Genomic DNA, 13335 nt, shown 5'->3' on the forward strand with positions numbered 1-13335 from the left:
AAATGACCGACAAAAAAGTTACTCGACTGCGTCGCGCTCGCAAAGCACGCCTGAAAATGCACGAACTCGAAGTCGTGCGTCTCTGCGTGTTCCGCTCGTCGCAGCACATCTACGCCCAGGTCATCTCGGCCGACGGCAACAAAGTCCTGGCAAGCGCCTCGACTTTGGATAAAGAACTGCGTGATGGTGCCACTGGCAACATCGACGCGGCCACTAAGGTTGGCCAGCTGGTCGCTACGCGTGCTAAGGCCGCTGGCGTCTCGCAAGTGGCTTTCGACCGCTCTGGCTTCAAGTACCACGGCCGCGTTAAAGCGCTGGCTGATGCTGCTCGTGAAGCTGGGCTGGAGTTCTAAGTTATGTCAAATAACGACCAAAAGCGCGACGAAGGCTACATTGAGAAGCTGGTTCAAGTTAACCGCGTAGCCAAAACCGTTAAAGGCGGCCGTATCTTCACCTTCACCGCGTTGACCGTGGTTGGTGATGGTAAGGGCCGTGTTGGCTTCGGCCGTGGCAAGTCGCGTGAAGTGCCTGCTGCGATCCAGAAGGCAATGGAAGCTGCTCGTCGCAACATGATCCAAGTTGACCTGAACGGCACCACTCTGCAGTACGCAATGAAGTCCGCTCACGGCGCTTCGAAGGTGTACATGCAGCCTGCTTCTGAAGGTACCGGTATCATCGCTGGCGGCGCTATGCGTGCTGTCCTCGAGGTTGCTGGTGTTCAGAACGTTCTGGCCAAGTGCTACGGCTCGACTAACCCGGTAAACGTGGTTCACGCCACTTTCAAAGGTTTGAAAGCTATGCAATCTCCTGAATCCATTGCCGCCAAGCGTGGCAAAAGTGTCAAGGAGATCTTCTGATCATGGCTACCGTTAAAGTAACGCTGATCAAAAGCATGACCGGCCGCATCCCTAACCACAAATTGTGCGTTAAGGGTTTGGGTCTGCGTCGCATCGGTCACACTGTAGAAGTCCAGGATACTCCCGAGAATCGCGGGATGATCAACAAGGCTTACTACATGCTGCGTGTCGAGGGTTAATCGATGAAACTCAATGATCTGAGTCCAGCGCCGGGTTCCCGTCGCGAAAAGCATCGTCCGGGCCGTGGTATCGGTAGCGGTTTGGGTAAGACTGGTGGCCGTGGCCACAAAGGTCAAACCTCCCGCTCCGGTGGCACCATCGCTCCAGGCTTTGAAGGCGGTCAACAGCCGCTGCATCGTCGCCTGCCGAAGTTCGGTTTCGTTTCCCTGAAGGCCATGGACCGCGCAGAAGTGCGTCTGTCCGAGCTGGCTAAAGTGGAAGGCGACATCGTTACCGTGCAGACCCTGAAAGATGCCAACGTGATCAACGTCAACGTACAGCGTGTGAAAATCATGCTGTCCGGTGAAGTGACTCGCGCTGTCACTATCGGCAAGGGAATCGGCGCCACCAAAGGTGCGCGTTCGGCTATCGAAGCAGCTGGCGGCAAGTTCGAGGAATAAATGGCTAAGCAAGGTGCTCTCTCAGCGCTCGGCAAAGGCGGTATGTCTGAACTTTGGGCTCGTCTGCGTTTTCTGTTCCTGGCGATTATCGTCTACCGAATAGGCGCACACATCCCGGTTCCAGGTATCAACCCGGACCGACTCGCAGACCTGTTTCGACAGAATGAGGGGACCATTCTTAGCTTGTTCAACATGTTTTCCGGCGGCGCGCTGGAGCGGATGAGCATCTTTGCACTGGGGATCATGCCGTACATTTCGGCATCGATCATCATGCAGTTGATGAGCGCCGTCAGCCCGCAGCTGGAGCAGTTGAAGAAGGAAGGTGAAGCTGGTCGTCGCAAGATAAGCCAGTACACCCGCTACCTCACTGTCGCTCTTGCTCTTGTCCAGGCTATTGGCATGTCCATTGGTCTGGCAGGGCAGGGCGTAGCGTTCACTGGTGACTTTGGCTTCCATTTCGTCGCGGTAACCACATTTGTGGCTGGTGCGATGTTCATGATGTGGCTGGGTGAGCAGATTACTGAGCGTGGTGTTGGCAACGGTATCTCGATGTTGATTTTCGCAGGTATCGTCGCCGGTCTTCCGAGGGCAATCGGGCAGTCTTTCGAGTCTGCACGTCAGGGTGATATCAATATCTTCGCCTTGGTTGCCATCGGTTTGCTGGCAGTAGCGATTATCGGTTTTGTGGTGTTCATTGAGCGTGGCCAGCGTCGTATTGCTGTTCACTACGCCAAGCGTCAGCAGGGCCGTAAGGTCTTCGCTGCGCAGACCAGCCACTTGCCGCTGAAAGTGAATATGGCCGGTGTTATTCCTGCTATCTTCGCGAGCAGCATTTTGCTGTTCCCGGCTTCGCTGGGTGCCTGGTTCGGTCAGTCTGAAGGTATGGGCTGGTTGCAGGACATCTCGCAGTCGATCGCTCCTGGTCAGCCGTTGAATATTCTGCTGTTTAGTGCAGGGATTATTTTCTTCTGCTTCTTCTATACGGCGTTGATGTTCAATCCGAAAGACGTAGCGGAAAACCTGAAGAAGTCCGGTGCCTTTATTCCGGGTATTCGTCCAGGCGAGCAGTCGGCGCGCTACATTGATGGCGTTCTGACCCGTTTGACCCTGTTCGGTGCTCTATATATGACGGCCGTGTGCTTGTTGCCCCAGTTCCTGGTGGTTGCAGCAAACGTTCCGTTCTACCTTGGCGGGACCTCGTTGCTGATCGTGGTCGTGGTTGTGATGGACTTCATGTCCCAAGTACAATCGCACCTCGTTTCGCACCAGTACGAATCCCTGATGAAGAAAGCCAACCTGAAGGGCTACGGCAGCGGCATGTTGCGCTGAGTACCCCATAAGGTTCGAGGAGTTGGTGATGAAAGTTCGTGCATCGGTGAAAAAGCTGTGCCGTAACTGCAAGATTATTCGCCGCGAAGGTGTTGTTCGAGTAATTTGCAGCGCGGAACCGCGTCACAAACAGCGCCAAGGCTGAGTGTGATCCGCTTGAAGCCCGGCAGCTAGTGCGCTGCCGGGTTGATTATTTGTTATTACAGCGATATTATCTCGCGCCCTATTTCTTGGCTTCCGGGGCGTAGGTAGCTGTCAATTGGAGTCCCACTGAATGGCCCGTATTGCAGGCGTTAACATTCCAGATAACAAGCACACTGTTATCTCGCTGACCTACATCTATGGTGTTGGTCGCACTACTGCGCAGAAAATTTGCGCAGTTGCTGGGGTAAACCCAGCCGCTAAGATCAAGGATCTGAGCGACGAGCAGATTGAATTGCTGCGTGGCGAAGTGGCGAAGTTCACCACTGAAGGTGACCTGCGTCGCGAAATCAACATGAAAATCAAGCGTTTGATGGACCTCGGTTGCTATCGCGGTCTGCGTCATCGTCGTGGTCTTCCAGTGCGCGGTCAGCGTACCAAGACTAACGCGCGTACCCGTAAAGGTCCGCGTAAGCCGATCCGCAAGTAATCGCCCCAGCGAATCGACAGGAAAATTATCATGGCAAAACCTGCTGCTCGTCCTCGTAAAAAAGTTAAAAAGACAGTGGTTGATGGCATCGCCCACATCCATGCATCTTTTAACAACACCATCGTGACCATCACCGACCGTCAAGGTAACGCGCTTTCTTGGGCTACCTCCGGTGGTTCGGGTTTCCGCGGTTCCCGCAAGTCCACCCCGTTTGCTGCTCAAGTAGCTGCTGAACGTGCTGGTCAAGCTGCGCTGGAATATGGCCTGAAAAACCTCGACGTTAACGTCAAGGGTCCAGGTCCAGGTCGTGAGTCTGCTGTCCGTGCTTTGAACGGCTGTGGCTATAAGATCGCCAGCATCACCGACGTGACGCCAATCCCGCACAACGGGTGCCGTCCGCCGAAGAAGCGCCGCGTGTAATCCAGGAGATTGTAAAGAATGGCTCGTTACATTGGTCCAAAATGCAAACTCGCTCGTCGCGAAGGCACCGATCTCTTCCTGAAGAGCGGCGTGCGCGCGATCGAATCGAAGTGCAACATTGAAGCAGCACCTGGTATCCACGGCCAACGCCGCGGTCGCCAGTCCGATTACGGCACCCAACTGCGTGAAAAGCAGAAGGTCCGTCGTATCTACGGCGTTCTCGAGCGTCAGTTCAGCGGCTACTACAAAGAAGCTGCTGGCAAGAAAGGTGCAACCGGTGAAAACCTGCTGCAACTGCTCGAATGCCGTCTGGACAACGTTGTATACCGTATGGGCTTTGGTTCGACTCGTGCCGAATCCCGTCAGCTGGTATCGCACAAATCCGTCAGCGTAAACGGCCAAACCGTTAACGTTCCGTCCTACCAGGTTCGTGCTGGTGACGTGGTCGCGATTCGCGAGAAAGCAAAAAACCAACTTCGCATTGTCCAAGCTCTCGATCTGTGTGCCCAACGTGGCCGCGTAGAATGGGTAGAAGTAGACACTGAGAAGAAGTCGGGCGTTTTCAAGAACGTTCCTGCTCGCAGTGATCTGTCCGCCGACATCAACGAAAGCCTGATTGTCGAGCTCTACTCCAAGTAAGGGCTAGAAAATAGGTGCATCCATGCAGATTTCGGTAAATGAGTTCCTGACACCCCGCCACATTGATGTGCAGGTTGTCAGTCCAACCCGCGCCAAGATCACTCTCGAGCCTCTCGAGCGTGGTTTTGGCCACACCCTGGGCAACGCGCTGCGCCGCATCCTGTTGTCCTCAATGCCCGGCTGTGCAGTAGTCGAGGCCGAGATTGACGGTGTGCTCCACGAGTACAGCGCCATCGAAGGTGTACAGGAAGACGTAATTGAAATCCTGTTGAACCTTAAAGGTCTGGCTATCAAGCTGCACGGCCGTGACGAAGTTACGCTGACCTTGTCGAAGAAGGGTTCGGGGGTGGTTACCGCTGCCGATATTCAGCTGGATCATGATGTCGAGATCGTTAACCCCGATCACGTAATCGCTAACCTGGCGTCTAACGGCGCTTTGAACATGAAGCTCACCGTAGCTCGTGGTCGTGGTTATGAACCGGCCGACTCGCGTCAGAGCGATGAAGACGAAAGCCGCAGCATTGGTCGCTTGCAGCTTGACTCTTCGTTCAGCCCGGTTCGCCGTATCGCATACGTGGTGGAAAACGCCCGTGTCGAGCAGCGTACTAACCTGGACAAGCTGGTTATTGATCTGGAAACCAACGGTACTCTGGATCCTGAAGAGGCTATTCGCCGCGCTGCAACCATTCTGCAACAGCAGTTGGCTGCGTTCGTCGACCTCAAAGGTGACAGCGAACCAGTGGTAATCGAGCAGGAAGACGAGATCGATCCGATCCTGCTTCGTCCGGTTGACGATCTGGAACTGACTGTACGTTCGGCTAACTGCCTTAAGGCGGAAAACATTTACTACATCGGTGACCTGATTCAGCGTACCGAAGTAGAACTGTTGAAGACTCCGAACCTGGGCAAGAAATCCTTGACTGAAATCAAGGACGTTCTGGCCTCCCGCGGTCTGTCCCTCGGCATGCGCCTCGACAACTGGCCGCCTGCAAGTCTTAAGAAGGACGACAAGGCGACTGCCTGATCGTCGTAATCACCGAACGTGAGTTTGGTAAGGAATGAACCATGCGTCATCGTAAAAGTGGTCGTCACCTGAGCCGTACCAGCTCGCACCGCAAGGCCATGTTTCAAAACATGGCGGTGTCGCTGTTCGAGCACGAGCTGATTAAAACTACACTGCCGAAAGCCAAAGAACTGCGTCGCGTTGCTGAGCCGCTGATCACTTTGGCCAAGACAGACAGCCTGGCTAACCGCCGTCTGGCTTTCGACCGTACTCGTTCGAAAGCTATCGTTGGTAAGCTCTTCAACGACCTGGGCAAGCGTTATGCTACCCGTGAGGGTGGCTACCTGCGCATCCTCAAGTGCGGTTTCCGCACTGGCGACAACGCGCCTATGGCGTACGTCGAGTTGGTTGATCGTGCTACTGCTGGCGAAGCTGTATCCGCCGAGTAAGACGACAGTCTGCTACGAAAAACCGGGCCTAGTGCCCGGTTTTTTGTGGGCGATTGAAAAGCAACGTGATGTTCACTCATTGCCCTTTGGCTATGCCGGTCGATTGGGTGTTAGTAAAAATCTATTGAGTGGCATGATTTAATACATTTGAAGGTGTCATCTTCCTGGTCAATACTGCCTCCAAGCCGATTAGCCGGCAGTTCCAAGACTGACCTGAGGAGATTGAGCATGAGCCAGAATAAAACCCTTACAACCGCCAGCGGTGCTCCCGTTGCGGATAACCAGAATTCCCGTTCCGCCGGCCCGCGTGGCCCGCTGCTGCTAGACGACTTTCACCTGATCGAGAAGCTTGCCCACTTCAACCGTGAAAACATCCCAGAGCGCCGCGTACACGCCAAAGGCTCGGGAGCGTATGGGACCTTCACGGTTACCAAAGACATCACCCAATACACCAGTGCCAAACTGTTTGAAGCTGTCGGTAAGCAGACTCCGACCTTTCTGCGCTTCTCTACCGTAGGTGGTGAACGCGGCTCGGCAGACACCGAGCGCGACCCACGTGGCTTCGCGCTGAAGTTCTACACCGAAGAAGGCAACTGGGACATCGTTGGTAACAACACCCCGGTGTTCTTTATCCGTGACCCGCTGAAGTTCCCCGACTTTATCCACACTCAAAAGCGCCTGCCGCAAAGCAACCTGAAAAGTGCACAGATGATGTGGGACTTCTGGTCGCACTCGCCTGAGGCGCTGCACCAGGTCACCATCCTGTTTTCGGACCGTGGCATCCCTGACGGCTACCGTCATATGCACGGCTTTGGTAGCCACACCTACAGCTTGATCAACGCCAATGGCGAGCGTCATTGGGTGAAGTGGCACTACAAGACCAAACAAGGCATCAAGAACCTGGCGCCTGCCGATGCAGCGCGTCTGGCCGGTACCGATCCGGATTACGCCCAGCGCGATCTGTTTGGGGCCATTGAGCGTGGTGACTTCCCTAAATGGCGTGTGTGCATCCAGATCATGACTGAGGCCCAGGCCAACGCTCACTACGAGAACCCCTTCGACGTAACCAAAACCTGGTCGCAGAAAGAGTTCCCGTTGATTGAAGTGGGTGAGCTGGAGTTGAACCGCAACCCGCAGAACTACTTCGCCGAAGTGGAGCAGGCCGCGTTCGGCCCAAGCAACATGGTGCCAGGCGTCGGTTTGTCGCCGGATCGCATGCTGCAGGGCCGTGTATTCGCTTACGCCGATGCGCACCGCTACCGTATCGGCACTAACCATCAGCATCTGCCAGTGAATGCTCCACGCAGTCCGGTCAACACCTATCAGCGTGACGGGTCCATGGCGTTCGGCACCAACGGCGGTGCGGCTCCCAACTACGAGCCAAACAGTTACGCCGATGCGCCAAAACAGGCACCGCAGTACGCAGAACCAGCCTTGGCGCTCAGTGGTGCGGCCGATCGTTACGACCACCGCGAAGACACTGATTACTACAGCCATGCCGGTACGCTGTTCCGCCTGATGAACGCTGAGCAAAAAGCGCTGTTGATTAACAACATCGCCGGCGCGATGGCGGGGGTTTCCAGTGATGTGGTTCAGCGTCAACTGCAGCACTTCTTCAAAGCTGATCCCGCTTATGGAGAAGGAATCGCAACAGCGCTGGGTGTATCGCTTAACTGACTCTAAGTGATAAGCAGAACCGCCCTCATTTGGGCGGTTTTTGCGTTATTTCAGCTACTTTTCTCTGAAAATCTTCACTTTTCTGCCGTTCGTCTCGTGACCTGCAGGTCAGCATGGTTCAAACTAGGGCCTTTCAAGCAGGGAGATGTAGGGCGATGCAAGGTCACCCCGACGTAATCGATTACCTCAACACGTTGCTGACGGGCGAACTGGCAGCTCGTGACCAATATTTCATTCACTCGCGGATGTACGAAGACTGGGGCTTTACCGAGCTCTACGAGCGTATCAATCACGAAATGGAAGAAGAGGCACAGCACGCCGACGCGCTGATGCGCCGTATCCTGATGCTCGAAGGCACGCCGCGTATGCGTCCTGACGACCTGGATACCGGTACCACCGTGCCTGAGATGCTCGCCAGCGACTTGCGCCTGGAATACAAAGTCCGCGCTGCGCTGTGCAAAGGCATCGAGCTTTGCGAGAAGCACAACGACTACGTGACCCGGGAAATCCTGCGCGTACAGTTGAACGACACTGAAGAAGATCACACCTACTGGCTGGAAAAGCAGCTGGGTCTGATCAAGTTGATCGGTCTGGAAAACTACCTGCAATCGCAGTTCTGATTTCGCCGGCATAAAAAAGCCCCTGTCACCGTAGCGGTGACAGGGGCTTTTTGTTGGGCCCGAAAACTCAGGCCCGGTCGCGCGCCAGCAACGGCTTCAGATAGTAGCCAGTGTGGGACTGCGGCATCTCGGAAACCTGCTCCGGCGTACCCACCGCAATAATCTGCCCACCCTTGGAGCCGCCTTCCGGCCCCAGGTCCACCAGCCAGTCGGCCGTCTTGATTACATCCAGGTTGTGCTCGATCACGACTACCGTGTTGCCGTGGTCGCGCAGGCGGTGCAGCACGTCGAGCAACTGCTGAATATCCGCAAAGTGCAAGCCGGTGGTCGGCTCATCGAGGATATACAAGGTCTTGCCGGTATCGCGCTTGGACAGCTCGCGAGACAGCTTCACCCGCTGCGCCTCACCACCGGACAGCGTAGTCGCCGACTGCCCTAGCTTGATATACGACAAGCCCACGTCCATCAGGGTCTGGAGTTTGCGTGCCAGGGCCGGCACTGCGTCAAAGAACACCCGCGCCTCCTCGATGGTCATCTCGAGGGTTTCATGGATGTTCTTGCCCTTGTACTTGATCTCCAGGGTTTCGCGGTTGTAACGCTTGCTCTTGCACACATCGCACGGCACGTAGATGTCCGGGAGGAAGTGCATCTCGACCTTGATCAGGCCATCGCCCTGGCACGCCTCGCAGCGCCCGCCCTTGACGTTGAAGGAGAAGCGCCCTGGCCCATAACCCCGCGAGCGGGACTCCGGCACACCGGCGAACAGTTCGCGAATCGGCGTGAACAGCCCGGTATAGGTTGCAGGGTTGGAGCGGGGCGTGCGACCGATCGGGCTCTGGTCGATATCCACCACTTTATCCAGCAGCTCCAGGCCCTTGATGCTGTCATGGGCGGCAGCTTCCAGGGTGGTGGCACCGTTCAGTGCCGTGGCACTGAGGGGGAACAGCGTGTTGTTGATCAGCGTCGACTTGCCAGAGCCGGATACACCGGTCACGCAGGTCAGCAGGCCCAGGGGGATTTCCAGGTCGACATTGCGCAGGTTGTTGCCGCGCGCGCCCTTGAGGTGCAGCGCTTGTTTTTTGTTGCGTGGCGTACGTTTGGCCGGCACTTCGATTTTTACCCGGCCAGACAGGTATTTCCCTGTCAATGAGTCCGGATGGGCCATGACTTCGGCTGGAGTGCCCTGGGCCACAATATGGCCGCCATGCACGCCGGCACCAGGGCCGATATCGACCACATAGTCCGCCAGGCGAATGGCATCCTCATCGTGTTCGACCACGATCACCGTGTTGCCGATGTCCCGCAGGTGCTTGAGCGTGCCCAGCAGACGATCGTTGTCACGCTGGTGCAGGCCGATGGACGGCTCGTCGAGAATGTACAGCACGCCCACCAGGCCGGCGCCGATCTGGCTGGCCAGGCGTATGCGCTGTGCCTCGCCGCCAGACAGGGTGTCTGCACTGCGATCCAGGGACAGGTAATCCAACCCCACATTGACCAGGAACTGCAGGCGCTCGCGGATTTCCTTGAGGATCTTGTCGGCAATTTCGCCGCGTCGCCCGGTCAGCTTCAATACGCCGAAGTATTCGCAGGCATCGCCGATGGGCAGGTTGGTCACGGCCGGCAGGGTTTTCTCGCCGACCCAGACGTGGCGGGCCTCGCGACGCAAACGGGTGCCGCGGCAATCCGGGCAGGGCTGGGTGCTGAGGAACTTGGCCAGCTCCTCGCGCACACTGGCCGACTCGGTTTCCCGGTAGCGCCGTTCCAGGTTAGGCACGATGCCTTCGAACGGGTGGGAGCGCTTGACGATGTCGCCACGATCATTCAGGTACTTGAAGTCGACGTTCTGCGAGCCGCTGCCGTGCAGGATGACTTTTTGTTGCTCGGCCGGCAGCTCGTTGAAAGGCACTTCCAGGCTGAATTTATAGTGGGCAGCCAACGACCCGAGCATCTGGAAGTAGTACACATTGCGCCGGTCCCAACCACGTATCGCGCCCTCCGCCAGCGTCAGGTCGCCATTGACCAGGCGCTTGATATCGAAGAACTGCTTGACCCCCAGCCCATCACAGGTCGGGCAGGCGCCAGCCGGGTTGTTGAAGGAGAACAGCTTGGGTTCCAGCTCACTGATGGCGTGGCCGCAGATCGGGCAGGCGAAGCGCGCGGAGAAGATGATTTCTTCGCCCGGCTCGTCGTCCATCGGCGCCACCAGGGCAATACCGTCTGCCAGCTTCAGCGCGGTCTCGAACGACTCCGCCAGGCGTTGCTGCAAATCGGCACGCACCTTGAAACGGTCGACCACCACATCAATGGTGTGCTTCTTCTGTTTATCCAGCTTCGGCGCTTCATCCAGCTCATACAGCTTGCCGTTGATCCGGGCGCGGACAAAGCCCTGGGCGCGCAGCTCTTCGAAGACCGACAGGTGCTCGCCCTTGCGCTCACGAATCACCGGCGCCAGCAGCATCAGCTTGGCGCCTTCCGGCTGGGCCAGCACCAGGTCGACCATCTGGCTGACGGTCTGGGCTTCCAGCGGGATATCGTGATCCGGGCAGCGCGGAATACCGACGCGTGCATACAGCAAGCGCAGGTAATCGTAGATTTCGGTAATGGTGCCCACGGTGGAACGCGGGTTGTGGGAGGTCGACTTCTGTTCGATGGAAATGGCTGGCGACAGGCCTTCGATGGTGTCGACATCAGGCTTTTCCATCATCGACAGGAACTGCCGGGCATAGGCCGACAGCGACTCCACATAACGACGCTGGCCTTCGGCATACAGCGTGTCGAACGCCAGCGATGATTTGCCGGACCCGGACAAGCCGGTGATGACAATCAGTTTGTCCCGGGGCAGGGTCAGGTCGATGTTCTTCAGGTTGTGGGTTCTAGCCCCACGAATCAGGATCTTGTCCAAGATGGCCTCGCACGGCGGGCGTATAAATAATGCAGGAGTATACGGTTAAAGACTGGATGAATATACACTGTCAGTTTGCCCATTTCAGCCTTACATGAAAGCTGCGCGGCAAAGCGCCGCATATACCCTCTCAAACGATGGGACTGGTAGAATCGCCGCCGGTTCACACGAGGTTTTTCCATGCACGATCCCCACAGCGAACGCATGAGTAGCGGCGAGACCCGAGCAGCAAGCGGTCTGGCCCTGGTGTTCGCCTTCCGTATGCTGGGCATGTTTATGGTGTTGCCGGTACTGGCGACCTATGGCATGGACCTCGCAGGCGCGACCCCGGCCCTGATCGGCCTGGCGATTGGCGCCTATGGCCTGACCCAGGCGATTTTCCAGATTCCGTTCGGGATCATTTCCGACCGCATTGGCCGCCGACCGGTGATCTACCTGGGGCTGATCATCTTTGCCCTGGGCAGTGTGCTGGCGGCCAATGCCGATTCGATCTGGGGCGTGATCGCCGGACGTATCCTGCAGGGCGCCGGGGCGATTTCTGCGGCGGTGATGGCGCTGCTGTCGGACCTGACCCGCGAACAACATCGCACCAAGGCCATGGCCATGATCGGCATGACCATCGGCCTGTCGTTTGCCGTGGCCATGGTGGTGGGCCCCTTGCTGACCCGCGCCTTTGGCTTGCACGGCCTGTTCCTGGCCACTGGCGGCATGGCCCTGTTGGGTATCGTGATCGTGGCCTTTATGGTGCCGCGCTCCACCGGGCCGCTGCAGCACCGTGAATCGGGCGTGGCGAAGCAGGCGCTGCTACCGACCCTCAAGCACCCGGATCTCCTGCGCCTGGATTTAGGTATCTTCGTATTGCACGCGATGTTGATGTGTAGCTTCGTCGCCTTGCCCCTGGCGCTGGTGGAAAAGGCCGGGTTGCCCAAGGAGGAGCACTGGTGGGTGTACCTGACCGCATTGCTGATTTCGTTCTTTGCCATGATCCCGTTCATCATCTATGGCGAGAAGAAACGCAAAATGAAACGAGTTTTGCTCGGCGCCGTCGCGACATTGATGCTCACTGAACTATTCTTCTGGCAGTTCGGCGACAGCCTACGGGCACTGGTAATCGGCACGGTGGTGTTTTTCACCGCGTTCAACCTGCTGGAGGCGTCACTGCCTTCGCTGATCAGTAAAGTGTCACCGGCAGGCGGCAAAGGCACGGCAATGGGGGTGTATTCCACCAGCCAGTTCCTCGGTTCGGCGCTGGGCGGCATCATGGGCGGCTGGATGTTCCAGCATGGCGGTTTGTCGGTTGTGTTCCTCGGATGCGCCGGGCTGGCTGCACTTTGGCTGGTCTTTGCTGTTACCATGCGCGAACCTCCCTACGTCACAAGTCTGCGTTTGCCGCTATCGCCCGAGGCGATCCGTGAAAGCGGTCTGGTAGAACGCCTGAAGGCCGTCGTAGGGGTAACAGATGCAGTCGTGGTCGCGGAAGAAGCGGCCATTTACATCAAATTGGACACCGAACTATTGGATCGCGCGACGCTCGAGCAACTGGTCAACCCAGTGCCGACAGCGCGCCCAGCCTAGGAGAACGTTATGGCCCGTGGGGTTAACAAAGTCATATTGGTCGGTACATGCGGCCAGGATCCCGAAGTTCGCTACTTGCCTAACGGTAACGCCGTGACCAACCTGAGTCTGGCGACCAGCGAACAGTGGACCGACAAGCAGACCGGCCAGAAGGTCGAGAAAACCGAATGGCACCGTGTGTCGATGTTCGGCAAGGTTGCAGAGATCGCCGGTGAATACCTGCGCAAGGGTTCGCAGGTCTACATCGAAGGCAAACTGCAGACCCGCGAGTGGGAAAAAGACGGCATCAAGCGTTACACCACAGAAATCGTGGTCGACATGCAAGGCACCATGCAGCTGCTGGGCGGCCGTCCACAGGGCGACCAACAGGGCCAGGGCGGCATGTCCAACTCGGCACCGCGTCCACAGCAGTCCCGTCCGCAGCCAAGCCAGCAGCCACAGCGTGAGTCGCGTCCAGCGCCACAGCAGGCGGCACCACAGCCAGCCGCTGACTTCGACAGTTTTGATGACGATATTCCGTTCTAATTCCTACCTTAGACTTTTTTGTAAAGTTTAGCCCTGAAGCCCCCGCACTGCGGGGGCTTTGCATTTCTACGTGTGTAAAAAATATTTC

At 57.1% G+C, this 13335-nt stretch carries 16 protein-coding genes; 15 read left to right on the forward strand and 1 reads right to left on the reverse strand.

The features are described 5' to 3' along the window. Positions 1 to 2: 2 nt before the first annotated feature. The 13 genes from rplR to bfr all read left to right on the forward strand — a co-directional run bounded on the left by rplR (position 3) and on the right by bfr (position 8245). Positions 3 to 353 carry a 50S ribosomal protein L18 gene (gene rplR / locus PSFL_RS00190; RefSeq protein ID WP_003186037.1) on the forward strand — a complete coding sequence of 117 codons (351 nt, stop codon included), beginning with the start codon at positions 3 to 5 and terminating at the stop codon, positions 351 to 353. A 3-nt stretch (positions 354 to 356) separates the two neighbouring features. Beyond that, positions 357 to 857, forward strand: a complete 501-nt coding sequence (gene rpsE / locus PSFL_RS00195) for a 30S ribosomal protein S5 (protein WP_003186035.1) — start codon at positions 357 to 359, stop codon at positions 855 to 857. Between the two features lie 2 nt (positions 858 to 859). Next, positions 860 to 1036, forward strand: coding sequence for a 50S ribosomal protein L30 (gene rpmD, locus PSFL_RS00200; protein ID WP_003176408.1), 177 nt, complete (start codon positions 860 to 862; stop codon positions 1034 to 1036). Positions 1037 to 1039: 3 nt separating this feature from the next. Then, complete coding sequence (gene rplO, locus PSFL_RS00205; RefSeq protein ID WP_003176407.1) at positions 1040 to 1477, forward strand: 50S ribosomal protein L15; 438 nt, start codon at positions 1040 to 1042, stop codon at positions 1475 to 1477. Then, positions 1478 to 2806 carry a preprotein translocase subunit SecY gene (gene secY / locus PSFL_RS00210; protein WP_038443739.1) on the forward strand — a complete coding sequence of 443 codons (1329 nt, stop codon included), beginning with the start codon at positions 1478 to 1480 and terminating at the stop codon, positions 2804 to 2806. Positions 2807 to 2834: 28 nt separating this feature from the next. Further along, the gene (gene rpmJ / locus PSFL_RS00215) at positions 2835 to 2951 is read left to right on the forward strand and encodes a 50S ribosomal protein L36 (RefSeq protein ID WP_002555468.1); all 117 of its coding nucleotides are present in this window, start codon (positions 2835 to 2837) and stop codon (positions 2949 to 2951) included. A gap of 129 nt (positions 2952 to 3080) precedes the next feature. Further along, positions 3081 to 3437, forward strand: a complete 357-nt coding sequence (gene rpsM, locus PSFL_RS00220) for a 30S ribosomal protein S13 (protein WP_024077676.1) — start codon at positions 3081 to 3083, stop codon at positions 3435 to 3437. A 30-nt stretch (positions 3438 to 3467) separates the two neighbouring features. After that, positions 3468 to 3857 (forward strand): 30S ribosomal protein S11, encoded by a 390-nt coding sequence (gene rpsK, locus PSFL_RS00225; RefSeq protein ID WP_002555466.1) that lies wholly within the window; start codon positions 3468 to 3470, stop codon positions 3855 to 3857. A gap of 18 nt (positions 3858 to 3875) precedes the next feature. Next, complete coding sequence (gene rpsD / locus PSFL_RS00230) at positions 3876 to 4496, forward strand: 30S ribosomal protein S4 (RefSeq protein WP_003210056.1); 621 nt, start codon at positions 3876 to 3878, stop codon at positions 4494 to 4496. A gap of 22 nt (positions 4497 to 4518) precedes the next feature. After that, complete coding sequence (locus PSFL_RS00235; protein ID WP_003176403.1) at positions 4519 to 5520, forward strand: DNA-directed RNA polymerase subunit alpha; 1002 nt, start codon at positions 4519 to 4521, stop codon at positions 5518 to 5520. A gap of 41 nt (positions 5521 to 5561) precedes the next feature. Next, positions 5562 to 5948, forward strand: coding sequence for a 50S ribosomal protein L17 (gene rplQ / locus PSFL_RS00240; protein ID WP_007918448.1), 387 nt, complete (start codon positions 5562 to 5564; stop codon positions 5946 to 5948). A 228-nt stretch (positions 5949 to 6176) separates the two neighbouring features. Next, a complete protein-coding gene (locus PSFL_RS00245) occupies positions 6177 to 7625 on the forward strand; it encodes a catalase (protein WP_115129113.1) in 1449 nt (482 codons plus the stop codon). A 155-nt stretch (positions 7626 to 7780) separates the two neighbouring features. Further along, entirely contained in the window at positions 7781 to 8245 is a 465-nt protein-coding gene (bfr, locus tag PSFL_RS00250; RefSeq protein WP_029299402.1) for a bacterioferritin, read from the forward strand. A gap of 67 nt (positions 8246 to 8312) precedes the next feature. Here bfr and uvrA read toward each other — a convergent pair whose 3' ends face one another. After that, positions 8313 to 11147 (reverse strand): excinuclease ABC subunit UvrA, encoded by a 2835-nt coding sequence (gene uvrA, locus PSFL_RS00255; RefSeq protein ID WP_029299403.1) that lies wholly within the window; start codon positions 11145 to 11147, stop codon positions 8313 to 8315. Between the two features lie 180 nt (positions 11148 to 11327). Here uvrA and PSFL_RS00260 point away from each other — a divergent pair, with 180 nt between their 5' ends. Together PSFL_RS00260 and PSFL_RS00265 are read left to right on the forward strand one after the other, a co-directional pair. Then, positions 11328 to 12722, forward strand: coding sequence for an MFS transporter (locus PSFL_RS00260; protein ID WP_057960763.1), 1395 nt, complete (start codon positions 11328 to 11330; stop codon positions 12720 to 12722). Positions 12723 to 12731: 9 nt separating this feature from the next. Continuing rightward, the gene (locus tag PSFL_RS00265) at positions 12732 to 13247 is read left to right on the forward strand and encodes a single-stranded DNA-binding protein (protein WP_017849542.1); all 516 of its coding nucleotides are present in this window, start codon (positions 12732 to 12734) and stop codon (positions 13245 to 13247) included. Positions 13248 to 13335: the final 88 nt, after the last annotated feature.

Source organism: Pseudomonas sp. DD1 (assembly GCF_044510355.1).
In the GTDB taxonomy this organism is placed as follows: Bacteria; Pseudomonadota; Gammaproteobacteria; order Pseudomonadales; family Pseudomonadaceae; genus Aquipseudomonas; species Aquipseudomonas shahriarae.

Coding starts and splice junctions, on each gene's coding strand:
- rplR (WP_003186037.1), top strand. CDS start 3: ATGACCGACAAAAAAGTTACTCGACTGCGTCGCGCTCGCAAAGCACGC.
- rpsE (WP_003186035.1), top strand. CDS start 357: ATGTCAAATAACGACCAAAAGCGCGACGAAGGCTACATTGAGAAGCTG.
- rpmD (WP_003176408.1), top strand. CDS start 860: ATGGCTACCGTTAAAGTAACGCTGATCAAAAGCATGACCGGCCGCATC.
- rplO (WP_003176407.1), top strand. CDS start 1,040: ATGAAACTCAATGATCTGAGTCCAGCGCCGGGTTCCCGTCGCGAAAAG.
- secY (WP_038443739.1), top strand. CDS start 1,478: ATGGCTAAGCAAGGTGCTCTCTCAGCGCTCGGCAAAGGCGGTATGTCT.
- rpmJ (WP_002555468.1), top strand. CDS start 2,835: ATGAAAGTTCGTGCATCGGTGAAAAAGCTGTGCCGTAACTGCAAGATT.
- rpsM (WP_024077676.1), top strand. CDS start 3,081: ATGGCCCGTATTGCAGGCGTTAACATTCCAGATAACAAGCACACTGTT.
- rpsK (WP_002555466.1), top strand. CDS start 3,468: ATGGCAAAACCTGCTGCTCGTCCTCGTAAAAAAGTTAAAAAGACAGTG.
- rpsD (WP_003210056.1), top strand. CDS start 3,876: ATGGCTCGTTACATTGGTCCAAAATGCAAACTCGCTCGTCGCGAAGGC.
- PSFL_RS00235 (WP_003176403.1), top strand. CDS start 4,519: ATGCAGATTTCGGTAAATGAGTTCCTGACACCCCGCCACATTGATGTG.
- rplQ (WP_007918448.1), top strand. CDS start 5,562: ATGCGTCATCGTAAAAGTGGTCGTCACCTGAGCCGTACCAGCTCGCAC.
- PSFL_RS00245 (WP_115129113.1), top strand. CDS start 6,177: ATGAGCCAGAATAAAACCCTTACAACCGCCAGCGGTGCTCCCGTTGCG.
- bfr (WP_029299402.1), top strand. CDS start 7,781: ATGCAAGGTCACCCCGACGTAATCGATTACCTCAACACGTTGCTGACG.
- PSFL_RS00260 (WP_057960763.1), top strand. CDS start 11,328: ATGCACGATCCCCACAGCGAACGCATGAGTAGCGGCGAGACCCGAGCA.
- PSFL_RS00265 (WP_017849542.1), top strand. CDS start 12,732: ATGGCCCGTGGGGTTAACAAAGTCATATTGGTCGGTACATGCGGCCAG.